The organism is Lunatibacter salilacus (assembly GCF_009797935.1).
GTDB classification, from domain to species: Bacteria; Bacteroidota; Bacteroidia; order Cytophagales; family Cyclobacteriaceae; genus Lunatibacter; species Lunatibacter salilacus.
Map to the genome: position 1 here is coordinate 22,596 of NZ_VOLC01000009.1, position 25,797 is coordinate 48,392.

General features: G+C 43.4%; 19 protein-coding genes. 7 read left to right on the forward strand and 12 right to left on the reverse strand.

The window, feature by feature from the left end; all coding sequences use genetic code 11:
- Nucleotides 1-530: 530 nt before the first annotated feature.
- From FQ608_RS13185 to FQ608_RS13220, 8 genes are all read right to left on the reverse strand, one after another.
- Nucleotides 531-896 (reverse strand): type II toxin-antitoxin system VapC family toxin, encoded by a 366-nt coding sequence (locus tag FQ608_RS13185; RefSeq protein ID WP_158858708.1) that lies wholly within the window; start codon nucleotides 894-896, stop codon nucleotides 531-533.
- Nucleotides 886-1,053, reverse strand: a complete 168-nt coding sequence (locus FQ608_RS13190; protein ID WP_158858709.1) for a hypothetical protein — start codon at nucleotides 1,051-1,053, stop codon at nucleotides 886-888. Before FQ608_RS13190 ends, FQ608_RS13185 begins: the two co-directional genes overlap by 11 nt.
- Nucleotides 1,054-1,303: 250 nt before the next feature.
- Nucleotides 1,304-1,600, reverse strand: coding sequence for a hypothetical protein (locus FQ608_RS13195; protein ID WP_158858710.1), 297 nt, complete (start codon nucleotides 1,598-1,600; stop codon nucleotides 1,304-1,306).
- 188 nt (nucleotides 1,601-1,788) lie between these two features.
- The gene (locus tag FQ608_RS13200) at nucleotides 1,789-2,145 is read right to left on the reverse strand and encodes a hypothetical protein (RefSeq protein WP_158858711.1); all 357 of its coding nucleotides are present in this window, start codon (nucleotides 2,143-2,145) and stop codon (nucleotides 1,789-1,791) included.
- 934 nt (nucleotides 2,146-3,079) lie between these two features.
- Nucleotides 3,080-3,475: a type II toxin-antitoxin system VapC family toxin gene (gene vapC / locus FQ608_RS13205; RefSeq protein ID WP_158858712.1), complete on the reverse strand. Its 396-nt coding sequence runs from the start codon at nucleotides 3,473-3,475 to the stop codon at nucleotides 3,080-3,082.
- A complete protein-coding gene (locus FQ608_RS13210) occupies nucleotides 3,472-3,666 on the reverse strand; it encodes a type II toxin-antitoxin system VapB family antitoxin (RefSeq protein WP_158858713.1) in 195 nt (64 codons plus the stop codon). The genes vapC and FQ608_RS13210 overlap by 4 nt, the downstream gene beginning before the upstream one ends.
- Before the next feature lie 100 nt (nucleotides 3,667-3,766).
- On the reverse strand, nucleotides 3,767-4,021 hold the full coding sequence (locus FQ608_RS13215) for a hypothetical protein (protein ID WP_158858714.1): 255 nt from the start codon (nucleotides 4,019-4,021) through the stop codon (nucleotides 3,767-3,769).
- A gap of 1,357 nt (nucleotides 4,022-5,378) precedes the next feature.
- On the reverse strand, nucleotides 5,379-10,178 hold the full coding sequence (locus FQ608_RS13220) for a RecQ family ATP-dependent DNA helicase (RefSeq protein WP_158858715.1): 4,800 nt from the start codon (nucleotides 10,176-10,178) through the stop codon (nucleotides 5,379-5,381).
- Nucleotides 10,179-10,398: 220 nt separating this feature from the next.
- On the opposite strand from FQ608_RS13220, the gene mnmH reads away from it, so the two are divergent.
- Together mnmH and selD are read left to right on the forward strand one after the other, a co-directional pair.
- On the forward strand, nucleotides 10,399-11,427 hold the full coding sequence (gene mnmH / locus FQ608_RS13225) for a tRNA 2-selenouridine(34) synthase MnmH (RefSeq protein WP_158858716.1): 1,029 nt from the start codon (nucleotides 10,399-10,401) through the stop codon (nucleotides 11,425-11,427).
- A 1-nt stretch (nucleotide 11,428) separates the two neighbouring features.
- Complete coding sequence (selD, locus tag FQ608_RS13230) at nucleotides 11,429-12,463, forward strand: selenide, water dikinase SelD (RefSeq protein WP_158858717.1); 1,035 nt, start codon at nucleotides 11,429-11,431, stop codon at nucleotides 12,461-12,463.
- A gap of 150 nt (nucleotides 12,464-12,613) precedes the next feature.
- Here the strand turns inward: selD and FQ608_RS13235 are convergent, their stop codons facing one another.
- A complete protein-coding gene (locus FQ608_RS13235) occupies nucleotides 12,614-14,401 on the reverse strand; it encodes a DUF885 family protein (protein WP_158858718.1) in 1,788 nt (595 codons plus the stop codon).
- Between the two features lie 168 nt (nucleotides 14,402-14,569).
- Here FQ608_RS13235 and FQ608_RS13240 point away from each other — a divergent pair, with 168 nt between their 5' ends.
- The 5 genes from FQ608_RS13240 to FQ608_RS13260 all read left to right on the forward strand — a co-directional run bounded on the left by FQ608_RS13240 (nucleotide 14,570) and on the right by FQ608_RS13260 (nucleotide 22,040).
- On the forward strand, nucleotides 14,570-16,783 hold the full coding sequence (locus FQ608_RS13240) for a S9 family peptidase (RefSeq protein ID WP_234364193.1): 2,214 nt from the start codon (nucleotides 14,570-14,572) through the stop codon (nucleotides 16,781-16,783).
- Between the two features lie 99 nt (nucleotides 16,784-16,882).
- On the forward strand, nucleotides 16,883-18,031 hold the full coding sequence (locus tag FQ608_RS13245) for a PDDEXK nuclease domain-containing protein (RefSeq protein WP_158858720.1): 1,149 nt from the start codon (nucleotides 16,883-16,885) through the stop codon (nucleotides 18,029-18,031).
- Between the two features lie 53 nt (nucleotides 18,032-18,084).
- Complete coding sequence (locus tag FQ608_RS13250) at nucleotides 18,085-20,127, forward strand: alginate lyase family protein (protein ID WP_158858721.1); 2,043 nt, start codon at nucleotides 18,085-18,087, stop codon at nucleotides 20,125-20,127.
- Nucleotides 20,128-20,344: 217 nt separating this feature from the next.
- On the forward strand, nucleotides 20,345-20,956 hold the full coding sequence (locus tag FQ608_RS13255) for a hypothetical protein (RefSeq protein ID WP_158858722.1): 612 nt from the start codon (nucleotides 20,345-20,347) through the stop codon (nucleotides 20,954-20,956).
- Between the two features lie 199 nt (nucleotides 20,957-21,155).
- Complete coding sequence (locus tag FQ608_RS13260; protein ID WP_158858723.1) at nucleotides 21,156-22,040, forward strand: bestrophin family protein; 885 nt, start codon at nucleotides 21,156-21,158, stop codon at nucleotides 22,038-22,040.
- Nucleotides 22,041-22,114: 74 nt separating this feature from the next.
- Here the strand turns inward: FQ608_RS13260 and FQ608_RS13265 are convergent, their stop codons facing one another.
- The 3 genes from FQ608_RS13265 to FQ608_RS13275 form a co-directional block, all read right to left on the reverse strand.
- Entirely contained in the window at nucleotides 22,115-23,335 is a 1,221-nt protein-coding gene (locus FQ608_RS13265) for a DSD1 family PLP-dependent enzyme (protein ID WP_158858724.1), read from the reverse strand.
- 113 nt (nucleotides 23,336-23,448) lie between these two features.
- On the reverse strand, nucleotides 23,449-24,633 hold the full coding sequence (locus FQ608_RS13270; protein ID WP_317168926.1) for a class I SAM-dependent methyltransferase: 1,185 nt from the start codon (nucleotides 24,631-24,633) through the stop codon (nucleotides 23,449-23,451).
- Between the two features lie 7 nt (nucleotides 24,634-24,640).
- Nucleotides 24,641-25,630 carry an aspartate-semialdehyde dehydrogenase gene (locus tag FQ608_RS13275; RefSeq protein ID WP_158858726.1) on the reverse strand — a complete coding sequence of 330 codons (990 nt, stop codon included), beginning with the start codon at nucleotides 25,628-25,630 and terminating at the stop codon, nucleotides 24,641-24,643.
- Nucleotides 25,631-25,797: the final 167 nt, after the last annotated feature.

The window sequence follows — 25,797 nt, forward strand, 5'->3', positions numbered from 1 at the left end:
ATGTGCCACTTAAGGGGGGACTTTAAATTCCGATAATTAGAATAAACAATTTGCCGGTCGTTATTGATCGCCCTCTCCTAAAGGAGAGGGAGGGGTGAGGCAGTTACGGAGAGGAACCGTCCTCCCGGCTGCCCCCTAAATCCCCTCCCGAACCGCTACGCTAAACGGGATGTACCACTGAAGGGGGACTTTAAATCCCGTTAATCTAGATAAATTATGTTATTTGACCGAATCAAGCTCCCTCCCTTTCAGTTGAAAATCTTGTGATAGCGTAGCGGTTACAGGAGGGAAGGCTGGGGATGGGGCAATGACGGGGGTTCAAATTTGCTCACCTATCTGTTAGCAAACTATTCAGGAGAAGTAGCCAAACATCAACTGCGGCCAATTTATATCGAGTTCTGATAGCGTGTTGAATAGATTTTTCTATCACCAAAAATGCACGTAGCAAAGCGGACCTGTTGTCTCCAGTTGAATTGTGGAGGTTGCGTCTAAAAGTTCCGATGCTATTCAAAATGAATCTAGGTTAAAACCTAAACATCTAAAAAAATTAAATCCAATTCTTCAATCTTAACTAATCCTTTGTCCGCTGTCACGAGGGGAAGTTCATGGACAATTGCTGTGGCGGCTATGATAGCATCAGGTAATTTTACAACATATTTTTTTCTAAGTAAAATCGCTTGTTCTTTCAAATCGTTGTTCCATCCCAACTCGTGGCAATCTTTGACAAGTTGCCTTAGCTTATCTTCTTCAACATTTGTAAGTCCCCCAAATCCCAACAACTCTATCTCAGTAATGAATGAAATGCCGAAGTTATATTTGAGAAAAGGTTCAATCAATTTATTGCCCTCGTGCACGTAAATTAAAATATTTGTGTCAGCAATAAAGTCAATCCTCATTTTCCCTCATAGTTGTCTGGTAGCTCATTCCATCAATATTTCTTTTCAGCTTACCAAAATGCTTCTTTAAATTACCCTCCTTTTTCCCGTTTTTCAGTTTTTTAGATAGGATTTCAGAGACTTCTTTGGAATTACTTTTATTGATTATAAGTGTCATAATTTACAAATTAGGTTAACCGAGTTTACTAGGATTTTTATTTTAATAGAAACAGACTGCGTTTTTTGACAAGTCGAAGTATAGACCACTTTCATTTAATTCACGTCTCGATTTTTTTTTTGGGTGACTGTACTTTTTGAAGCGATCTCCCGAAACTTGATATAATCTAGGATGCGTTGAAGTCCCTCTAGATCAGTTTCTGACGGAACCTTGATAACAATCTCGCTATTTGTTCTTTCTATTTGCATAGTCAAATATACTCAAAAAGATACGATTGGGTTAACCTATTGCATCGAAAACCGGAAAAGACCGAGCTCGTTGGTTGGATATAGCCAAACCTTGGCGGAATGCCGTCTCGATAATCATGTTCGTCAGCCACTTTTATCTCCTCCATATCCAGTCTTGGCATTGTCTTTATGTCTGCCATCCGACCTTTGAATACATCTACAGGCAAGCTAAAGCTAACGGGAGACTCATCGGTGCTGATCTGTGCCACAGCCGAAAGACAAATAAGGCATAGGGTCAATAAAGTAAATATTTTTTTCATAGTATTGGAGATTAAAGTAATGCCTGAAAGCAATTTCACCGAATGCTTATTGTGGTTTGAATAGCATGAACATTTGTGAATCGTAGTAGAGGGCCAACCCCTTGGGAGATAGATTAAAAGAAAAAACTTTGTTCATGGATTCGATATAATATCTACCATCAAAAAGTTCATTAATCTTGGTAAGGTGATTAAATTGAGAAAATTTTTAGGAGGTTATCATTATCCAAAAAAAACTTCCCAAACGCCGTATTCGTGGAAGTTAGCCCACTTAAATCACCGTTTTCTTTAAATGTAAACAAAAAGGAGCTTTCTCCTTCAGGTTCCGCTAATTTTACCCTTTTCCGGTGTTCATCCACAAACCCGATAAGTTTCCATGTGGTGCCTATCAAGGGAAGAGACGTATAGTCAGGGTTATCAGGAATTTGGCTTAAGCGGATCTCGCCCTCCGGGAGTGCATCATCCTGACATCCCCAGAGCATTGGCAGTAGTAAAACAGTCCACATAAAAACCATCCATTTGGTTCTAAAAATCACAATACGCTTCATAGATACCCTATTTAAATAAACCCCCAATTATGTAATTAGAAACTTTAACAAATTATAAGCGTCATAATACCAACTAAATTAATACCAACCATCTAGTTATTAGAATTTTATACATCTTTTATTCATAGACGTAGTTAATTGGAAAAGTGCTACAAAAGGAAGGGAAAAAGCGGTGTTTGGAAAATTCCAAGCCATATATATCTTTTAATTGTACGTTAAATCGCTCGCCCAACCGCCCACTATATCCAGTCCCGAACCACTGCGCTACTCTGAATGTGCCACTTAAGGGGGGACTTTAAATTCCGATAATTAGAATAAACAATTTGCCGGTCGTTATTGATCGCCCTCTCCTAAAGGAGAGGGAGGGGTGAGGCAGTTACGGAGAGGAACCGTCCTCCCGGCTGCCCCCTAAATCCCCTCCCGAACCGCTACGCTAAACGGGATGTACCACTGAAGGGGGACGTTAGATCCTGTTTATTTAGATAAATTTTGATATTTCACGGGATCTAGCTCCCTCACTTTCAACGGAGGGCTGGGGTAGTTACGTAGCTAGAATTCTCATATCCTGCAGTAAGAAGTGGTTACGTGAATGATAGTGGCAATTCCCCATCACGTGTTTCGGTTGCTTTGATCAGATTGATTTTGGAGATAAATCCTATTATATTTACTTAAAAAAAGAAACGAGCATAGCGGAATTAAAATTAAGGCTACATCAAACCATTGATTCAATTAATGATCAAGATAAACTTGAGGCCTTGTATGCGTTATTAAAGGACACGAAATCTAAGTACTCCCCGATGGATTTAAAGGACTATATAAACTCCATTGACGAAGCCGTCCTTCAAATTAAAGCGGGGAAGTTTTCTTCAGTAGATGACTTTGAGAAAGAATCAGAGACTTGGTAAAATTGCAGAAATATAAAAGAGTTATTTGGTTAGCAACTAATTACCTGCAATCCCAGATAAGCTTCCATTGGATCGAAGTCCCTGTCGTGGTGTAATAAATGGATACGGTTTTCTACACAAAAAGTACCTATAATGACATCTATATTCTTTCTGACAGTTATTCCCTTTTTTCTTAACGCCCTATAGTTTTCGGCGGCAATGATTGAAAGATCTTTATTGCAGAGATTAAAAAGCGGAAGTTCTTCCAAAACTTTCCTTGCTTGATGAAAATCCGAATCACTTTGAAACCCTTGCAGCACTTCCACAATAATCAGATCTCCGGTGACTATCATCTCATTGCCTAAAAGTTGATTTAGTTTTTCTGCCGGAGGACTATCCACCCCATTAAAAAAATCTATCCAGACAGATGAATCTACCAAGATCATTGGTCTAGGCGCATTTGTTCAAGATTACCCGTCCATTTTAACTTGCCCCTTAGGCTTTTAATCTTCTCTTGGTGTTTTAATGTGATGATTAATTTCAGCCCGGCTTCCACAGCGGCTTTTTTTGTTTTCAACCCTGAAATCCTCATGGCCTCCTCAATCAATTTTTCATCAATTTCTATATTAGTTCTCATAATGTGTATCGTTTAGATAAAAGTACACATTAATCGGTTTACTGCCTCAACTTTTGGCGGAAAATAGCTATGTACAACCTGCTTTGAAATAAGAAACTCATTACCTCACTTCAAAAGAAACCTTAGTATCCACTTTCACGGGAACACCGTCAATCAATCCCTCCTCTTTGATAGAGGAGCAATACGTTCCTGCGGGAAGAGGTTCGTTTTCAGGATTTTCATCCCAATAATGAATCAGTGCCAGACCTTCAGACCTTGCAGGATAAGTATATGTTTGAGGCAACACAATAAGACAGACTATTGGATTTCTGAGAGCCTTTCCAACCGATTCCGTCTCTCCACAGGGGTAAAGCACAGTAAACTGTTCAAACTGATAAATCCAGCACCCAAGAGGCGTGGTTAAAGTGACATCCTCCCTAGAATGGTTGAACGATACAACCTGGGGGAAAAAGTAATATTCTAGAAAAGAAGTACGCTCGTATTCTTTTCGCTTCGATTTTATAAAGTTGCGTCACAAGGTCGGTCTTCTTACCTCTCAGTGGAAGGGAGTGGGGCCGTTTCGAAGCGTAATCGTCTTCACGACTGCCCCCTAAATCCCCCTGAAGGGGGACTTCAAATCCCATCGACTGAGATGAATTTTCTTACTTGACGTAATCTAGCTCCCTCCCTTTCAGTTGAAAATCCTGTGATAGCGTAGCGGTTACAGGAGAGAGGGCTGGGGTGGCGCAATTACGGAGCGGGGGTTCGGCTCCGCTCACCCCTCCGAGTTGTGGCGCTGATCTACTCAAACCCCATAAAAAAGAAAAAAGCTATGAAACAAAATCTCATAGCTTTAGTCAATTAACAATAAACCCAAAATAACCTGCTGTAGGAGAAGGAGTCGAACCTCCACGGGGCAGTTAGGTAAAACACGAGCTCGATATTTACTTTGTTCTGATGTCCCCACCCCCGAGACCGGAGGGCATGTCTGCCAGTTTCATCATCCTACAGTATCTGATCAAACATTCAGACCATTTGTCGTTGTTTGATATGTCAAAGGTAATAGATGAACCTTTATGTTGCAAATAAAATAACAAAAATTTTAAAAAATTACATTAAATTTAATTTATCAATAGAATCGTTGATTAAATGATAATCGTAGTGTGTCTAATTAGAGCTGATCTCGCACTTTTCTACCAACAAAGTAGGTGATTGACAGGCATCATATAAAGTGACGTTTTCGCCATGCCTGTTTGACCACAGTCAGGCTTGACTTCCTCCGGCAGGATAGATTTCATGTTGCTCTTATTTGATGTTTTTCGAAGACTGCTTTGAGGCGTTTAAAAAAAAGCTCCATCGGAGCGACCGACATAGTAACCATGGGTTTCACCCCATGGATTGGGTACGGAATGAATGGTGAAAGTCCCGTAGGGACGACCGTTTTAAAGTTGGTGAATATATCGGTCGTCCCTACGGGACTTTGGGGATCTGGGCCTCCTTCTTCCGTCGGTTGAAACCGACGGTTACTATATCGGTCGTGCCTACGGCACTGAATAAATCTGTTAAAGGTAACAGATTGTCCATTTCTAGGTCATCGAGTTCTGAATCTCTTTATTTGTAAATCCTGCGTGCAGATGTGCGTCTAAGTTCAGAGGAATCTAACCAACGTAATTGCTCCCATGAATTACTTCCCATTTCCCCAATTTGCGACAATAATAGGTTGAATAGATCCACTAAATCCGCTCAAACATCAATTCAGGCAAAATAATCAGCCCCTCCCAACTTTGCTCCTCATCGGTCCAATAGACTAGATAGTTCACGGTTACGCTGGAGAGCTTATAGGGCTTCTCGACCATTTCCTCCAGTTCCCTTGCAAAGCTTTTCGAAAACTTCAGCACGGACTGTCCCCGTTCATTGAAGCATTCCCCTTCCTTCACAGTAAGCGTATCCCCACTTCGCAACTGCATAATCCACGACTGCCTTCGCAAAAAGTAACCCAACCAAACATCTTTAAAAGTAAGTTGCCTCGCCAAAAGCTGGGGAGGAAAGGTAAACTTATTGTTATGCTGGTAAACCAAATTTTTGACCGAGAACCCGACCAAAAACTGACCGTTCAGATGAATGCTTAAATTTTGCTTGGCTCGGGTCATGGCCACATAGAGCATGCGGCGGAATTCAGGTGTTAAGTTCGGGGTCCTTTCCAGGATAATAAAGACATTATCGAACTCTTTGCCTTTGGCCTTATGGATAGTAGAAACAAACACCGTCTCGGCCCTTTGCGGGAAAAAGTCCTCCAACTTTGACTCCCGGATAAAAGTATCCAAATCAGACCGATACCGGGTCTTGGGGTAGATCTGCTCAAAATCCGCAATCAGTTGCCGACAAATCTCCAACTTCGTGCTTCGCTCAAAATGTATTCCTAGCCGGTCCTTCGCTTGCTTCCAATTCTCCGCCGGAATGGTAAACACATCTTCAGGCAAATTCAATTGCCCCAAAAAGTACCGAACCTCATACAAATTAAATAAGCTAAACCCATCATTGGACTGTATCAGCTTGGCTGGTAACCCCCCTTTGATCAAAAGCCCAGCAATCTGCATTGCCTCTTCGTTGGTGCGGGTAAGTACGGCCACTGTACCGCTAAGACTACTACTTAACACATCCTCGACCACGGGGGAAATCAACGATTGCTCCATATAGGTAGTGATGGACAGCTTTCCGTTTGCCCGCTCCTTGGCTAGGATGGGTGCGGATTTAAGGCGGTTTGGTAGGGTGGACACCCACTGATTGGTAAAAGCCACCAAATTGGATCTACTCCGGTAGTTTTCCACCAGTTCATATTTGACAGCTTTTTGCTTGGTGATAAATTGCTCCAAAAAAGCAGCACTGGAACCCCGAAACTCAAAAATATTCTGGTCGTCGTCACCCACGGCGATGACCCTTATTTCTTCGTTCTGCCCCATCATCGCTTCTATCAGCGCAAATTCCTCCGCATTCATGTCTTGGGCCTCGTCAATTACCAAGACGGTGCGGGTTACTTCCCGGACTTCCACTTCCCCCACTTTGATTTTTTCGGTAGCCTGCCGCACGATATCCGTAGATCCTTCAAGATTTCCCACCCTACCCAGAATATCAAAGCAGTAGGAATGGAAGGTTTTGATATCCACCCAAAGTGCTACATTGCCAATCAGGTCGATTAACCGCTTCTTGAATTCCGTCGCTGCCGCCCTGGAAAAGGTCAACATCAACAACTGCTCATGTTTTACATCTTCCATTAGCAAAAGGGAAGCAAGTTTGTGCACAAGTACCCGTGTTTTGCCACTGCCCGGTCCCGCAGCAACTACAATATGTTGAGCTTTGTTGTCTTTGATGATGGCTAGCTGCGCCGGCGATAGTTCCCCAAAAAGCTGCTTGAATTTTTTTGGCGTGATGTTTTGCCTGATTTCCTTCTGTCGGCTTGCATTGAAATACTTTCGGAGAAAAGAGGGATAATTTAACTGGAAATAATCATCCACAAACTCTAAAGCTCCCTGATAATCCTGGATCATCCGCTTGGCATATTCCCCAACTATATGAATCTGCTGCACTTTGTTTTCGTAAAACTCACGGAGTTTCTCATAGTCCTCCGCTTTATACCGCCGCTTGTTGTCGGTTTCCAGCCGTTCGATCGTCAACCGGTTATAGACCACCAAAAATCCGCCCTCAATCTTTATGGCTTCGATTTTGGAAAGATAATACAAGGTGTCTTCAATATCAGCGATGCTGATATCCAAAATAAACAGAGCGGAATGGGTCTGATAAGCGTCTTTCAGTTCGTGAACGGAGAATTCTACTAATACCTCGCTTTTGGCTTCATTTTCTCCCTGTTGCCTGCTTTTTTGGTAAAGGTGCTCAATGATAAATTTGGACAGCACGTGCCGCTTTTCGAGTTTTTCTTTGAGCTGCTCCTTATCCACAGTCAATTTGATCTTGAGGTGGTTTTTGGAAAGTCGGCTTGGTTGGCTTTTTGCCCAGTGTTTGATACTCCAATAGTTGATCAGCGTTTTGACCAATTGGGTAGATACCTCCTCTCCTAATGAGAGGGCCGCATCTTCATTAAGTGCTTTGAGCGAGTAGACTTTCGGTTCTTCTTGGATTTGTGTGAGGAGGAATTTTTCCAGCTTACTGTAAAGCTCAACCAAAGCCACAGACCGGTTGGCTGTTTCGCCCTGCTTGATAAATGCGGTAAGGTCTTTGGCATCGGCCAGGATATCCTCCTCACGCAGGAGATTGATGATATTGATCACTTCCTCTCTGACAATCCCCAAATGGTCTGAGATATAATCCACCCGTGATTCTGCCGCTTCATCACTCGCTGCCTTTTTACTTTTACTTGAAAAGAGTTTCTTAATAATCCGAGTTCCCGCTACCTTCTGTTTATCATCAAACCGTGGGGAAGTTTGGATTTTATCAATGGCCTCTTGTGCGTTTTTTGATAGGATGCTGTTGGCAAAAATCCGGGGCATGTTTTGGCCTCTTTTGAGGTAGCCGGCATCTTCCAAGGCAGCGATAGCTGTTGTCACACGGGTTTCTATATCTACAATGCTGTCATCCCACCCCGCCTTCCGGGCAATTTCCAGAGCCGAATTGGAGGCGGTACTGCGAAAATGCGTTACCTCCTTGATGGCCTTCCATACCTGCTGAATCTCTTTGATGCTCAGTTTGGTCTGGTTTAGCATGATAAAATGCTTACTCAGATCTTCCTCATCAAAAAGCACATAGCAGGACGCTTCGATGGCCTCATCCCTTCCCGCACGCCCAGCCTCCTGCACATAGTTTTCCAGGGAATCTGATATTTCATAGTGCACGACAAGGCCAACATCCTTTTTGTCCACTCCCATTCCAAAAGCGGAGGTGGCCACCATAATGGGAATTACTCCCGAGATAAAGGCATTTTGATTTTCAGCCTTTTCCTTCTTATCCATTTTGCCGTGATACGGCAATGCCTGAAAACCGTCCGTATTCAAGCGCTGGGAAAGTTCGTAGGCTTTTCTGGTTCGGGAGACATATACAATAGTAGGGCAGGCTTTTGAGGAGATCAAATCCCGTAATGCCGCATATTTATCCTCCTCTTCCCGGCGTTCAAAAACTTTATAATTAAGATTGGTACGGGAGACGCCAGAACGGAATATGCTGAAACGTATACCCAACTTTTCCTTGAAATAGTGTTGAATATCCTCGATTACCTTTTGCTTTGCCGTTGCCGTAAAACAGGAAACAGGGATACCCTCACTCAATTGCTTTTTCTCCTGCAGCTCTTTTATGAAATCTCCTATATACAGGTAGTCGACCCGAAAGTCCTGACCCCATGAAGAAAAGCAATGGGCCTCATCGATAACGAATCGGCTGATCTTGCGGCCAAGAAATAGCCGTTCTATACTTTTGGATCGTAGGGATTCCGGGGAAATATAGAGCAAGGCCGCAGAGCCGTCTTCCACCCGCTCAAAGGATTTAGCCCGATCGATGGGATCAAGGAGTCCATTAATGGTGACGGCCGACGTAATTCCACTGGCCTCCAGGTTATCCACTTGGTCTTTCATCAGGGATTGTAATGGAGAAATGACTACCGTCAATCCACGCTCACTTTCCCCGCTCATCAGGGCGGGCACCTGAAAGGTAATGGACTTCCCTCCCCCGGTGGGGAATACCGCTAATACGGACTTTTGCATCACCGCAGCTTGTACCGCTGACTCCTGCAAGGGTTCATCTCCGAATTTCCGAAAGGCGTCAAAGCCAAAGAATTTTTTTAATCCCAGTTGAATATCAAGTGCCTTATCACAATAGGAACATCCGGTAAGACAAGGCCTATTTCGCAACAAGGAAATTACACGGTCTACCTCCGGAAAAGTCCTCAGTACCCAAGGTGGAGTCACCGAACGGACATCCCCTCCCTGTATTAGCGCTAGGCAATAGGCCATTTCCCGGGGGCTTTCTTTGATAAGTTTGGTTAGGGGAGCTGAAGCGCAGATTTCATTTTTGAAAAGCTCGTAAATAAGTTCTTCCGCTGAATTACCGGTATGGGAATACCCCATGTACGAAAAGAAACCTTTAAACTCTGCTTGATTTTTCAGCAGCAGGTAATAAATTTGCTTTACCCTGTCGGACATATGCTGAAAAGCCGTGCATTCATCTTGAAAAAGATCTTTTGCTTTCTGGGCATCATTTAAAGGATTATTGACACTGTCCGTCAAGAGTTTATCGTCCTTAAGCAGGGCATGGTATGGGCGATTGGGAAAAAGGAGGGGTGAAAGGTATAAGGTATCTATTACTTTAAACCGCTCCAGACCACCCGCTTGGGCAAACGTTGATTTAAGATAAAGAAGGTCGTGATGAATAATATTGTGTCCGCAGAGAAAACGTCTTTTGCCTATAAATGAAATCAATCCGGCCGGATTATTGGCATGAAAAGTACTGCCGTCTTCCGCCACCGCACCGATATCCAGCACTCTTTTTTGCTGGGGATTGACTTCTGTATCTAAACAAATATATGGGTTCACCAAAGACCGTTAGTTGACTGAGGAAAAGCGTAGTTAAATTCTTTTGACCAAATTACAGAAAGTATGAGGCTTTCCTACCTCCTATGAATCTTTTTTTGCCTTTCGTTGTCAAACGAAGGCCTTTCATTTTCCTGAAAGGATAAAGTTAATTCGGAGTTTTGGATTAAATGCGCTGGTGTCAGAACTTTCGCCTTTTTTCCGTTATCTTTAGGGTCCCTTTATGGATGTAGCAACAATAGAAGATTTCCTGGCATTACGAACATCCTTCCCTGTTTTGGATACCCGATCTCCTGGAGAATTTGACTCCGGACATATGGCTAATGTCATTAATTTGCCACTTTTTGACAATGAGGAACGTGCAAGGGTAGGAACGGCCTACAAACAGCAAAGCAAGCAAGAAGCCATCAAATTGGGCCTGGAAATAGTGGGTCCAAAAATGGTCGGTTTTATTGAAACAGCGGAAAAACTTGACTCCAAGCATCTTCTTATCCACTGCTGGAGAGGGGGTATGCGGTCAAAAAGTGTCGCTTGGCTAATGGAAACATATGGGTTCCAGGTGACTACACTTGCCGGAGGATATAAGGCCTATCGGAAGGCAGTATTGGATTACTTCAATCAGCCCTTGCGGCTTCAGGTATTGACTGGTGCCACGGGATCCCGGAAGACGGCTGTTCTACATGCGCTTAGGGAGATGGGTGAGCAAGTCATTGATCTGGAGGGACTGGCCAATCACAACGGATCCAGTTTTGGCAACCAACTCAGCACCGGACAACCTACAACGGAACAGTTTCAAAATGACCTATTTGAAAGCTTCCGAATATTAGATCCTGCGGAACGGATATGGATAGAAGATGAATCCTTTACAATAGGAAAAGTAAAACTGATCGAACAGCTCTACTGGCAAAAGCAACAATCACCCCATATCTTAATTCATTTGCCCATGGAGGCAAGGGTTAAAGCTTTGGTGGAAGACTATGGGAAAATTCCTCCCGAAAAATTGATTATAGCCACCAATCAGATCGCAGAAAGACTAGGTAGGAGTAAGGCCGTTGAGGCCACTGAATTTATTCAAGAAGGAAATCTACCTGATGCCGTTTATATCATCTTGGAATATTATGATAAAGCGTACACGAAAGGAATCCGGAAAAAATCACCCATGATCCAACATGAGGTTGCTTTTGATACATCAGACCCCTATGAAATGGCAAACCAGCTCCTTCAAATCGTCAATCCCGCAAATAAAATATAATATGGAACCTATCAAACTTACCCAATACAGTCACGGCGCAGGTTGTGGATGCAAAATCAGCCCTGCCGTTCTATCCGAAATTTTAAGCTTTGGAAGTGAAGGAGGAAAGCATTTCCCATCGCTGCTAGTAGGCAATGAGGAAAGCGATGATGCAGCGGTTGTGGATCTGGACGGTATAACGGGAATAGTTAGTACGACGGATTTTTTTATGCCCATAGTAGATGATCCCTATGACTTTGGAGCGATTGCAGCTACCAATGCGTTAAGTGATATCTATGCGATGGGCGCCACGCCCATCATGGCCATTGCCATACTGGGATGGCCCATAGCGAAGCTTTCCCCCGAAGTGGCGGGAAGGGTTTTGGAAGGTGGGAGGTCTGTTTGCCATCGGGCCGGGATTCCCTTAGCCGGAGGACACAGTATAGATGCTCCAGAACCGATTTTTGGGTTGGCAGTAACGGGTAAAATACCTATCACTCAAATCAAACGGAACAATCAAGCTCAAATCGGAGATCTGCTTTATTTGACCAAACCACTGGGAATAGGTATGGTAACCACAGCTCAAAAAAAGGGATTGGCCAAAGAGGAAGATCTCAATCTTGCCAAGTCAACCATGCTCAAACTAAATGAAATCGGAGCTGTTGCTTCCAATTGGAAGGAAGTACATGCCATGACGGATGTTACTGGATTTGGACTGGGTGGCCACTTAACTGAAGTTTGCCGGGGTAGTGGGTTGTCTGCTAGAGTTCATCTTGCGGCGGTCCCCACCTTTGATTTTGTTAAAGATTATATCGAACTGGGTTGTATCCCCGGTGGAACGCTCAGAAATTGGGATAGCTATGGTCATGGAATAAAACTCAGTTCAGAAACCGATAAATATATTTTGGCAGATCCGCAGACAAGTGGGGGATTGCTGATGACCGTAGATCCGAAGGCGGCGGGAGAATTTGAAAAGAAAATGAGCGATCAAGGTTATTTGATACAATCCTTTGGAGAAATTACTTCTCAGGGAGAATATCTTATCGAGGTACATTGATTGTGCACGCATAAAGCTAGAGCCAAGTCAACCGTGAGTTGCTAAAATGTTTCCCGCAGATTGCGCAGATATACGCAGAATATTTCAGCGCAAATCTGCGCAATCTGCATGGAAAAAAACGTGATGATATTCTTGACACTAGGGCCATTTCTATTCACTCAACTGAAGCTTTTCCAAAAACTTCCACTGCGTGGTATATGCTTTATCAAGGTTTTCATCCAAGAAAATCAAGCGGATAATCTCCACCGGAATAGAGTTGTTTTTCAGGATAGTATCGTGAAATTCTTTTTCTGAAAACCCGGGTTTCTCGGCCAATTCCTGCTTTAACGCATAAAACTGCAATCCCCCAATCATATAAGCGATCTGATAAAGCGGACCATAGCGGCCTTCAAAAGAGCGGCGTACCTCGGCCTCCGCATTAGCCCGCTCATGTCCGACACGATCTACCAGAAAGTCGATGCATTCCTGCGGAGTCATCTTTTCCAAATGATAATTCAGACTAAAAATTATCCGTGCGCAACGGTGCATGCGCCAAAACAACATCCCGATCTTATCTTCCGGGGATAGTGGAAATTCTTTGTCCCACAGATTCATCTCCCAATAAAGCGCCCAGCCTTCAATCCAAAAAGGGGTAGAGAATGCTCTCCGGTAGGGTTTGTGCCGTTGGGTCATAAATCCTTGCAGATGGTGCCCGGGAATAAGCTCGTGCTGCACAGTTGCCCGGGAAAAGTGGGGATTGTTGCCACGCATGCTCATCATCTTTTCTGGATGCGTCATGGTGGAGGTAGGGTAAGATATCTGAATTAATTCACCTCCCAGAAAAAACGGATTTACCCGTTGGGCCTCGGCAGACATCATACGCATACGCCAAGTTTCCTTGGCAAGCGGAGGGACCGTTACCAAATCCCGTTCTTCTACAAAGGCTATTGCCTCCTCTGCCAGAAAGTGGATATCTTCAGGCCATTGTCCCGGCGGTACATAGGTGTTTTTGACATGTTCCAAAGCTTCCCTCCACCGGTTGCCATAGCCAAGTGCTTCCGATGCAAGCAGCATCTCCCGGTCACACCAGGCAAACTGCCTTTCCGCTTCTGCAATTAACTCCTCGGGGCTGTAAGGAATTAGTTCATATTCCAGTTCTTTGATAAGGTCAGCTCTTCCAATCGGTTTACCTATGATCCCACTTCCGTCGTCCTTGACCAAGGTATTGGTATAATGATCTTTGAGTCCTGCTGCGTAACTTTCCAATTCGCCAACCAGAAAATCCACCGGCTTTCTCATCCACCAGGTAAAATCCGGATCATAGTCGAAGTAAAAATCAGAGGACTCTTTTACCGCTTCGAGGTGTGACACTATGATTTCGCTTGCTTGTTCGGCCCACTGCCAACTGTTAAAGGTTGGCGTGTTTTTTAAGTTGGCGGTTTTGGCTTGTATCTGTTCGGCGATCTGATGGAAACTGCTGGCGAACTTAGGCGCATCCGGTTGTAGGCCTAATCGTCTGTCCTGATAGAATTTTTCCAAAGGACCCAACTCATCGGCTACAAAAGCAAGGGATTGAAACATTTCATAACTCACAGCCATGAAATGTTTATCCTTTTCAATTTTATTCTTTAAAAGAATGAAATCAATTTGTCCATCCTTTCCCAAGGAACCAAAATCCATATTGGACAACTGATTCAGCCAGTCTTGACGGAATGCATCCATACGTTCATAGTACTCCTTGGTTTCCCTTACGTTGTATTTACGGTTTAGCGCATTCAGGTCAGCGTTGTAGGTTTCAATCAGTTCATATAGGGATTCTTGGGCCAAGGTTTTCACCGAAAAGCAAAGATTAAAAGAAATGATGGCGAACGTCCCTAAAAACAGTTTGGTGCTAAAAGATTTTATATGTCGGTTCTTTTTTTCACAGATCAAGCTTAATTCTTTGGCAGGATGTTCCATTATATTGATTTAAAGTTGCATATTCAGCAGTTAATATGATAAAATAAATCCAAAAATTCAGCTGTGGTATCGAAAACCTTTTTCTGTCCCACCTTTTATTTCAGAAGCATCCTACACATTCCCATGAAACTACATTGCAAAATTTACCTGAGCATTATCCTAATATCGATGCTCGTAAATCCTGTTTGTTCACAAGGGCTACTAGCCGATTACAAGCGGGCGGATTCGCTGAAAGCTGCATGGAAAGATAAGGTATACCAATCCCCCTCACAGATCAAATGGCAGGAAGCAAATGTTTTTACCTATGCCTTCAGAGATGAACAGGGAATTCACTATTTAAAAGTGGATCCGGAAACCACTAATAAGTCACCACTTCTTGACCAAGTTAAATTGGCCAAAGCCATTTCAGAAGAGTTGAAAGAGGATGTTTCCCCAACCGAGCTTCAGCTATCGCAAATTGAAATAAAGGATGGCCTGATTAGCTTTACCTATAAGGGAGAAAAATGGGAATGGGAGGAAGACTCCGAAAAGCTTAAGAAAAAGGAAAACCAGGACAACGGTTCATCTCGCTATTGGGGTACCCGGGATAGCGAATTAGAGGGGCCGCCTGTGCAGTCTCCGGACAAGAAAAAAGAAGCTTTTATTCGGGATTATAATGTATTTGTCAAGGACTTGGCAACTGGCAAATGGGAACAGCTCACAAAGGATGGGAATTTGGGTGAATATTATACGACAAATCTTAAATGGGCACCGGATGGGGAAAAATTGGCGGTGTTTATGATGCGGCCTGCCGCAGTCCGAAAATTAACCCTAATTGCCTCCTCCCCGGAAGATCAGTTGCAGCCAAAGGTCATGGAACGGGATTACGTAAAGCCAGGCGATGCCTTACCCATCCGGCAACCGGTGATTATTGACCTAGAAAGCAAAAAATCTTGGAAGGCAGACCTGAATTTGATGCCTGACCAATTTTCATTGAATCGGTTAAATTGGTCAAAAAATAGCCAATCCATCACTTGGGAGTATAACCAACGGAGTCATCAGCGGTATACAGTATTTGAAATGGAAGCATCCACAGGCAAGGTGCGTGAGGTAATAGATGAACGAAGCAATACTTTTATCGATTACAGCGGGAAATATTACCGCAAAGATTTGGAAGACAAAAATCAAATAATATGGTCCTCCGAACGGGATGGTTGGAGACACCTTTACCTCATTGATGCCAGTACTGGCAAGGTTGTCCGCCAACTGACACAAGGAGAATGGGTGGTTCGGCAGGTTCTTCAGGTAGATGAGGAAGCAGGAGTTATTTATTTTACTGGGAGTGGGAAAAACGCCAAGGAAGACCCCTATCACCTCCACCTGTTCCGGGTGGGATTGGATGGCGAGGGATTTGCACAGCTTACCAAGGAGAACGCCAATCATGACATTACCCTTTCCAAGGATGGGGCCTATTTTATCGATCATTTTTCCCGACAAGACCAATCCCCAACGACCCTACTGAAAAGCGGAAAGGACGGAAGTGTCATTATGGAATTGGAAAAGGCATCCATAGATCGCCTGTTATCGGCAGGCTGGAAAGCACCGCAAATTTTTACAGCGAAGGGCCGGAATGGAAATACGGATATTTGGGGACTTATCATTACCCCGACCAACTTTGACCCAAAGAAAAAATATCCGGTCATCGAATACATTTACGCCGGCCCGCACTCTTCCTTTGTCCCCAAATCCTTTTCCCCCAACTACAACAGCTTGAACGAATTGGCGGAACTCGGTTTTGTTGTGGTGCAAATGGACGGTATGGGCACCTCCAACCGCTCCAAGGCTTTTCACGATATGGCTTGGAAAAATATCGGAGACGCTGGCTTTCCAGACCGTATAGCATGGATGAAGGCAGCAGCCAAAGCGAATCCATACATGGATCTGGACCGGGTAGGCATATTTGGTACCTCTGCCGGAGGCCAAAGTGCCACAGGCGCATTGCTTTTCCATCCGGAGTTTTACAAGGTAGCCGTTTCATCCTGCGGGTGTCACGACAACCGGATGGACAAAATCTGGTGGAATGAGCAATGGATGGGTTTTCCGTCAGGAGATCACTACGAAAAAAGCTCCAACGTAGTCCATGCGGGTAATCTAACCGGTGACTTGCTGCTGATGGTCGGCGAAGTGGATGACAATGTGGATCCGTCCTCCACCTACCAATTGGTTGACCAATTAATCAAGCATGAGAAAGTGTTTGAGTTTTTGATGGTGCCGGGCATGGGTCACAGTTCAGGCGGAACCTATGGCGAACGCAAACGAAGGGACTTTTTTGTCAAGCACCTGCTTGGTGTTGAGCCCCCGGATTGGAATAAGGGGGCTTGTGTTGCTTGTGAAGTGGATTGAGAATCGTAGATTTACAACATACAGATGAACTGATTTTGCTGTTTTATGAGCGACGAAGTCATTATAATCTAAAATTAAAATCTTTGTATCTTTAATTTGATGGGTAAATCTCTAGAAAATACCGATGCCGATTTTAACCAGATTTTTCTTCTAATCAAGGAGGCAAAAAATCGTGTCTATGCCAAAGCCAATAAAGAATTGGTGTTACTTTATTTTAATGTAGGAAAGGTAGTTTCAGAGAAAGTTAACACAGGTAATTGGGGAGATAAGACGGTACAGGAATTAGCTGACTTTATCGCTTCAAAGCAGCCTGAACTGACAGGTTTTAACCGAAGGGGATTGTATAGAATGAAGCAATTTTATGAGACCTATTCAGATCCCGTAATTGTGTCATCAGTGATGACACAATTACAGATAGTTGAAAACAGAATAAATTCAGTATCGCAGACCGAGAGCAAAAAAGTAAATAAATTTAAAAAAGTGTCAACAGCGTTGACACAAATACAACACACAGATAATCAGGTACTTGAATTTTTGTCAACAGTGTTGACAAAAATTCAATGGTCTTCACATTTACATATTCTGAATAAAACCAAAACGACAGAAGAAAAAACATTCTATATATTTTTGGCAATTAGTCAAAGGCTTACCGTACGAGAACTTGAACGTCAGTTAAACACATCAACATTTGAACGAACCTTACTTTCAGACAAAATTGTGTCTTCGGTTTCGACAAAATTACCCCAAAACATTTTTAGAGATCCCTACATCTTTGAGTTTCTCACCTTACCTGACGGACATTCAGAAAAAGATTTTGAAAAAGCAATTACACTAAACCTTCAGAAATTTATTTTGGAGGTGGGTAAAGGGTTTACCTATATGGGACATCAATATCGTTTGCAGGTTGGAAATCGGGATTATTATACCGACTTATTGTTTTACCATAGAGATTTACAATGCCTTGTTTTGTTTGAATTGAAAATTCAAGAATTTGAACCAGAGTTTTTAGGAAAGCTGAACTTTTATCTGGAAGCATTGGATAGAGATGTGAAGCGTCCAAACGAAAATGCAAGTATCGGAATATTGCTCTGTAAAGGAAAGGACACAGAGGTAGTAGAATATGCATTAGCAAGAAATACAAGTCCAGCTATAATTGCAGAATACCAAACAAAACTGATTGACAAAAAATTACTGGTAGAAAAACTTCACCAGTTAGCTGAATTATTAAACAAAGAAATTGAGCGATAAACCTCATTAAACTTACCATTAAAATCTAAAACAAGACCCAAAACACCTCTAAAATGAAAATACGCCTACTCTTAACCTTGCTTTTAATTGGATCCTTTTTAGCAAACACTGTCGCCCAGAAAGCCTGGCTGGAGATACGTACCGTCGAGGATATGGTGGAAAATTATCCTGAAACCATCAAGACCATGTTTGAGCAGTTTGATCTGGATTATCCGGGGTTGGAAAAGGTAAAGGAAGCCCATCAGAACGGAGATTTAAGTACCGCATCAAAAGAATTGCTGGCTTACTATAAAAACGGTAATCAAGTGCCCGAATTAAGAAGGGAGCAACCTGCCATATCAAACAGAAGCGTAGCTAGTGCGGATACGATTCTAGCTAACGTCTATGAAATCCAAAACGTGCGGGGACAGGTTCCAGTTTTGCCGGATGGCCATAGAGACTGGTACTATAAAGGCCCCAATAATGACCGGGAATGGGCCTGGCTTTCCAACCGTCATTCGCAGGTAGGAACACTGCTAAACGTTTATCTCGAAACCGGAAATCCCAAATATGCCCAATATATTGATGAATTGCTCAGGGACTTTATTATTAAAAGTATGCCTTACCCCGCTGTTAAGGGTAGTGAATCCATTTGGAGGGGGTTGGAAGTAGCTGCAAGGACGAAGGTGTGGTCCCGGGTATTTTATGGGTTGATTAACAGTAACTATTTGACCCCGGCAGCCCGGTTATTGATGTTGAGTAGTTTGGCTGATCATGCGCACTATAACCGGAATTTCCATGGAGGTAATAATTGGTTGACTATGGAGATATCCGCCCTTGCAACGGTGGCGGCGAATTTCCCGGAGTACAAACAATCGGACGCATGGCTTGATTATTCGGTCGGAGCGATGGTTGAGAGTATGAAAGACCAGGTCTATCCGGACGGGATTCAGACAGAGCTCACGTCTCACTACCACAATGTATCACTGGCTAATTTTGAACTCTTCAAAAATATTTGTGACCGGGCGGGAAAGGACCTACCCGATTTTTTCACCCAAACGATTGAGGATATGTACCGCTATATTGCCCATGCCGTGCGGCCGGATGGCTTTAGAATCCTGAATAATGACGGTGATCGGGGTAGTGACCGTGACCTTATTCTAAAGGGAGCGGAAATCTATAACCGACCCGATTGGGAATATATAGCCACCAACGGGGCTTCCGGTACCAAACCTGAGGATGGGCCTTCCTACTTTATGCCATGGGCAGGGCAGATGATTTCCAGAAGTGGATTTGATGCCCAGGCACACTGGTCCTTTTTTGACATTGGCCCTTGGGGTAGTGGACATCAGCACAATGATAAACTGCATCTTTCCATTTCCGCTTTTGAAAGGGATTTCTTGGTGGATGCGGGAAGGTTTGCCTACACGGGCGAAGTGGCCGAAAAATTCAGACCCTACGCTAAGGGTAGTCAGGGGCATAACCTGATTATGATCGATGGAAAAGGTCAGGACGATGGCCCAACCCATGCACAAGAGCCGGTGGATGATAAGCACTTTCTAGTTACCTCTGAATATGACTACGCATCCGACCGATTTGATTCATTTAAAGGATTGGAGGGAAATGCGTCTCATTTGAGGTCACTAATGTATGTGCGGGGAGAATTTTGGGTGGTTGTGGATAAAGTTATCACAGACAGGCCAAGAACCATCGAGGCACTTTGGCACTGGCACCCGGATAATGAGGTAGTTAAAGAAGGACAAATTGTAAAGACAATGAACACTGCCGGAAATTTGGCAATCTTACCAATAGGGTCAACTGCCTTTGACATTCAATTCGTCAAAGGCCAGGAAAGTCCTGAGATTCAAGGCTGGTATAGTCCGGAGTACAATGTTTTTGGGTCAAATGTGGCCAGCATTTACCGCGCCGAGATTGAGGGAACGGCAACGATTGCGTGGTTAATCCTACCTGCTTCCCATGAAATTCCAAACGCAACTACGGAAATTTTAGCTGAAAATGAGGAAGGGGTAACAATTTCGGTTGTGATGAATGGGGAAAAATGGATCTTGGAAATTCCTTTTTTGAATAGCTCGGAAGTAAAGGTAAAAATGGAGTAGTAAAAGATATATATTACAGCATAGAAATTTCTCAGATAAGTAGTTTAGGTTAATATTTGTCATTTTTCCCATGTGCTGGATGTAGAGCGACAAACAGCTCTAAAAACTGCGAACCGTCCTGTATTTGTACATGATATATTGAGATTTACTTGCTGATAATCAGGCTTTGAATGGTTAATTTTCTTATTATTTTTACACCTCACAAAAACCTTTTGCCATGACAAAAAAACTAATTATTCTCCTAGTTGGCGTTTTTGCATTTGCCAACATGTTATTTGCCCAAGAAGAGGGTATGTTTAGGGTCGGAATGGACCTGGGCTATACGGTACCGGGGTCCGGTGGGGGTGGTCTTCTATTCTATCTAGAACCGAAGTACAATATTGAGGATAATCTAAATATTGGTTTAAGATTGGGTACAGCTGCCATGGTCCGTGATTTGGAGTATTACAATTTAACAGATGAAATCACTGGAAAGGTTTCGGCCAACGCATCCGTTGCTTTTACTGCCGATTATTATTTCAACACACCCGGAAACAACTTCGCTCCGTTTTTAGGTGGAGGATTAGGTTATATGAGTTTTGCGTCCTTGGCGTGGGAGTCGGATTTTGAAGATGAAGACTTTGTGGGGGCGTTCGATGCTAGAAATGCATTGGCCCCTTTTCTTCGGGCGGGCTTTGAAAGTGGCAAATTTCGCCTTTCTTTGGATTATTATATTGTGCCGACCTCTAAAATTGTTAATTCCCAAGGTGCCGTCATAGGTGAATCAGGCAACAGCTATTTGGGTATAGCTGTTGGGTTTTACGTAGGTGGAGGAAAATGGCGTAATTGAGAGAGATTCCTTGTTTGCCGAATGTTGATAAGAAGGTTGCTCCATTCAAGTTGCAACCTACTTCCTTTACGTTGCTGGGGACACCCTCCACTTTTTATAGACCAATCCGCTTCAGTCACAATTTTTGAAATTTGAAGAAATATCCTTCAATAAAAGATGCTATCTTCGCAGCATTTTAAATTAAGAATTCTCCTTTACAATGACTTATTATAATCCCAAGGATTGGCTTTTAGGAATATTCCGACTACCGAAAGCTGACACATTTCGCAAATTAATTCCGACACTTTTGGTGATGTGCGTCTATTCCGGTGGAGTGGTGTATCTGGAAACAGAGTACTTAAAGCTATCCAAAAACAGCAATGCCAGCAATATAACGGTCATGCATACTTTGTTGGGTTTTGCCATTTCCATGTTGCTGGTGTTCCGGACCAATACTGCCTATGACCGCTGGTGGGAAGGAAGAAAACTATGGGGAGGCCTCGTCAACGTAAGCCGGAATCTTGCCATAAAAATATCGGTATTTCTTCCGGACGAAGATAAAGGGTCCCGAACTTTCTTTAGACAAGCAATTCCATTATATGCTTTTTCCCTCCAAAAACACCTCCAAAAAGAAAGCACCAAACTTCAGTTGGATGAGCATCCACACCCAGAATTACCTGTATTGGAGGGTCACCACCATGTTCCGATGAAGATTACCGAAAGTTTGATTTTTAAGATAAATCACCTTTATCTGAATAAGACAATATCCGGAGACCAACTTATCGTCCTTAAAGACGAAATGAATTCCTTTGCGGATATTTGTGGTGGATGTGAACGGATAAAGAACACGCCTATTCCTTTCAGCTACAGCTCTTTTATAAAAAAGTTTATATTTTTGTATGTAATAACCCTGCCTTTTGGTTTTGCATTTTCTCTGGGGTATATCACGATACCAGTAACCACTTTTATTTTTTATGTAATGGCAAGTTTGGAGCTTATAGCAGAAGAGATTGAAGATCCTTTTGGGCACGATGCGAACGACCTACCAATGCAAAAGATAGCCGAAAATATCCAGCGAAATGTCCAGGATATATTAAAAGCCTAGAGACTGCGGCTTTCGATTTCTTCAATGGACATTTGTCCAGTACTTAAAATTCTATAGAAATCTAACAATACCCTTTATTGAGACTTTCCCCTAGCCAAAATCGGCAGGATACTTTCCACCTTCTCGTTTCGAATTCCATACATAAAATCATAGAGGTTTACGACAGGATCACAATGCGGTACAATTACCTCCAACTTATCCCCCACGCGGTAGGTTTTATTGGCATTTTCAAAGCTAATGGTCCCGTACTCATCCGAACCGGCATTGTACAAAAAATCGGGTTCGCCGACTACCCATCCGGTGGGCTTATTTAATGTAAAGGATTTAGCTCCCGAGTCCGTAACCAGCCGATTGGGGTAATTTGCATTGATGATGGTAGTTAACACGGTCAACGATGCCTCAAAATCGTCGAACCGATCCTCATTTTTTGCTCCTCCGATTTCCAGGTATTGACAGTCCATAAAGACATAACTACCCACCTGACCATCCGTAAATCCCGGGATTTCGTGCATCATGTCATAGGTGCCTGTTCCACCCCCACTGAAAATCTCCAGATTTAATCCGGAGCTTTTTATCAGTTCGTAGCTCTCGACGACGGGTTCAAACGTTTTAAAGGCCCTCGTTTTCCTTGCTTTGAAACCTTTGACATGCTGCACTCCGCCGTCATAGGCCAAAATTCCCCTAAAACGAAGATTGGGAAGCTTATCTACGAGCTGTGCTAATGCAAGGGCAGGCTCACCTGCGGGAACACCCGAACGCTTGATCACATCTATATCCACCACCACATCGGCAATGATACCGGCGGCTTTGGCCGCATCCTGTAGGTCTTGGGCATTTTGTGGGTTGTCCACTGCCTGTATAAAGCCGGGATATTTTTTCCTTATCTCCATGGCTTTGATGATCTTGGGTTTGGTCACGTTTACCCCCGTCATAAGCACGTTGGAAATGCCGTTCTCCAACATAACCTCCGATTCGGAAAGTTTGGCCGCACATACCCCCACCGCTCCTGCATCAATCTGCATCTTCGCGATCGCTGGACATTTATGGGTCTTCACATGGGGTCGCACCCCCACTCTTGTGCCAGCCAAGGGAGCGGAAACCGCTTTTAAATTAAATTCCAGCTTGTCCAAATCCAACAACAAAGCCGGACTATCCAAATCCCATTTTGATTTGCCAATTTCGGCTGACAGCGCATCGGGAAGTTGGGAAGCATGAAGCTTGGGAGACCAGAGCATGGCCGCACCGGCGACAGCAGAAGTTTGTAGAAATTTGCGGCGGTTGAATGTAGATGACATCGGGGAGGAGTTAAGTGGTTGTTATCGATTCTAAATTTAAAAAAATAATCCAAAGAATCACTCAACTATAGCCAATTGGCGGTTTAATTTCCATAAAAGAATGGCCTAAATAACTATTTTTTCAACTGACATAGAAACAGCCGATACACCTCACCTACTTTTGTCCCGATCAAAAACTTTTCTCCACCGTCCTGCAAGCGGTATTTTTGTTTTAAATCCTCAGCCGATAAGGCATAATTACGGGTAAGTACATTGACTTTTCCATCAGGGATTAGTTTCTTCAATTCTTTTTTTGGCTGCAATACTTCCTGTTCTATTTCAAATACCCGCGCGGGAATGCCCGATTGCACTTCCTTTGCCGTATATAGATGGCTGTTGGGATGAAGCTTAGTTAGGGAAAAGCGTTTTGCAAATGCCTTGAATGCACCAGCCTTTAGGATAGCAGCATAGGGTTCGATTAATATAGCACCTAGTTCTCCTGAATCACTGGAAGCCATGGCTTCTTCTTCGTATGTAAAACTAAAGTTGGAATCCCCACTGGGATGGAGGTTCACACAGTGTATCTGGGGACAGGAACTTTTTCCTTTTTCCTTCCAAGAAAGAAGCACTTCCTTCACCTCATTCTTAACAGAAACCACCCATACTTGCTGAATATATGGCAATTCCATCAATGCCTGTTTGATATCCAACATGGGAGAGGCTTTGACGAGGATTTCGGAAGCTTTGGAAGTTATCAAGTTCCAAGTGCCAATAATGTCCGGTTCGCAATCGGATAGCTTATAGAGTTTTTGATTGTGGTTTCCTCTTCTGGCTGGGTCAACATAAATCAAATCGACAGGCTTTGAAACCTGCTGAAGATATTCAATGGAATCACCCACATGTATCTGAAACCTGCCGGGTGCTAGGAGATTAAAATTATAACCTGTGATGGCAGCTAATTCGGGGTTCCGTTCGCAATAGATGGCTGTCTGGAATTTTTCTGAGAAAAAAAAACTGTCTATGCCCGCACCCCCAGTCAGATCGATCATTTTCTCACCGCCCACGAGTCCTGCTTTAAATTTCGCTGTTTCTTCTGATGAACTTTGCTCAAGAGAAATGCCGGACGGAAAGATGACTTTCCGGTGGGAAACCCACGTGGGCAGTTTTTTTTGAATCTTTTGACGTGCTTGGATTTGTTGGATTGCTGCCTTTATGTCAAAATTCGTTTTTCCCTGATGGGTTAAAAGCAATTGTGCAGGATCTCCATTCAGGTGATCCTGCACAAATTGAAATAATTCTTCCGTATAGATTTCAGACAAATTCAACTTAGACCAAGCTATGTTCCATCAAATAGGAGGCAATCTGCACGGCGTTGGTAGCTGCTCCTTTTCGCAGGTTATCGGCAACGACCCACATGTTAAGGGTGTTCGGCTGGCTTTCGTCTCTTCTTAGACGTCCCACAAATACCTCGTCTTTTTTATGCGCGTTCATAGGCATGGGGTAAAGGTTCTTGGATGGATCATCCTGAACGATAACTCCCGGAGTTTTTGAAAGCAATTCACGGACTTCAGTAAGGTCAAAATCCTTTTTGAACTCAACATTAATTGACTCTGAATGCCCTCCCATAACGGGAATTCGTACAGTGGTCGCAGTTACCTCTATAGACTGATCTTCAAAAATCTTCTTCGTTTCGTTGATCATTTTCATTTCTTCCTTGGTGTATCCGTTGTCCTGGAATACATCAATATGCGGCAATACATTCAAATCGATTTTATACGGATAGACCATCTCTGCCTTTTCTCCGGCACGTTCCGCCATCATTTGGTCTACGGCTGCCTTGCCTGTGCCGGTAACAGACTGGTAGGTGGAAACTACGATACGCTTGATGCCATATTTTTCCCTCAAGGGAGCTAATGCGAGCACCATCTGTATGGTAGAGCAGTTTGGATTTGCGATGATTCGGTCATCGATGCGTAGCGATTTGCCGTTGATTTCCGGCACGACCAACTTTTTGGAAGGATCCATTCTCCAGGCGGAGGAATTGTCAATCACAATTGTCCCTACCTCCGCAAACTTCGGAGCCCACTCCAATGAGGTTCCCCCTCCGGCAGAAAAGATGGCAATGTCCGGTTTTTCCGCTACTGCCTGACTTAATCCAATGACCGTAAATTCCTTACCTTTATAGGTGATTTTCTTTCCTGCGGACCGCTCACTGGCGACCAGTAGCAATTCGCTAAATGGGAAATTGTGCTCTTCCAGCACTTCTAGGATTTCTGAGCCCACCAATCCAGTGGCTCCGACTACGGCTAGTTTCATGTGTTTATATTTTTATAATTGTTTATGTTAATTTTTTGAAAAGAACCACAGAGGACACGGAGGTAACACAGAGAATTATTTAAAAACACTTTGTGCGCTTTGTGCCTACTTTGCGTCCTTCGTGGTCATTTCTTAAAGGGAACCACAGAGGACACGAAGGTAACACG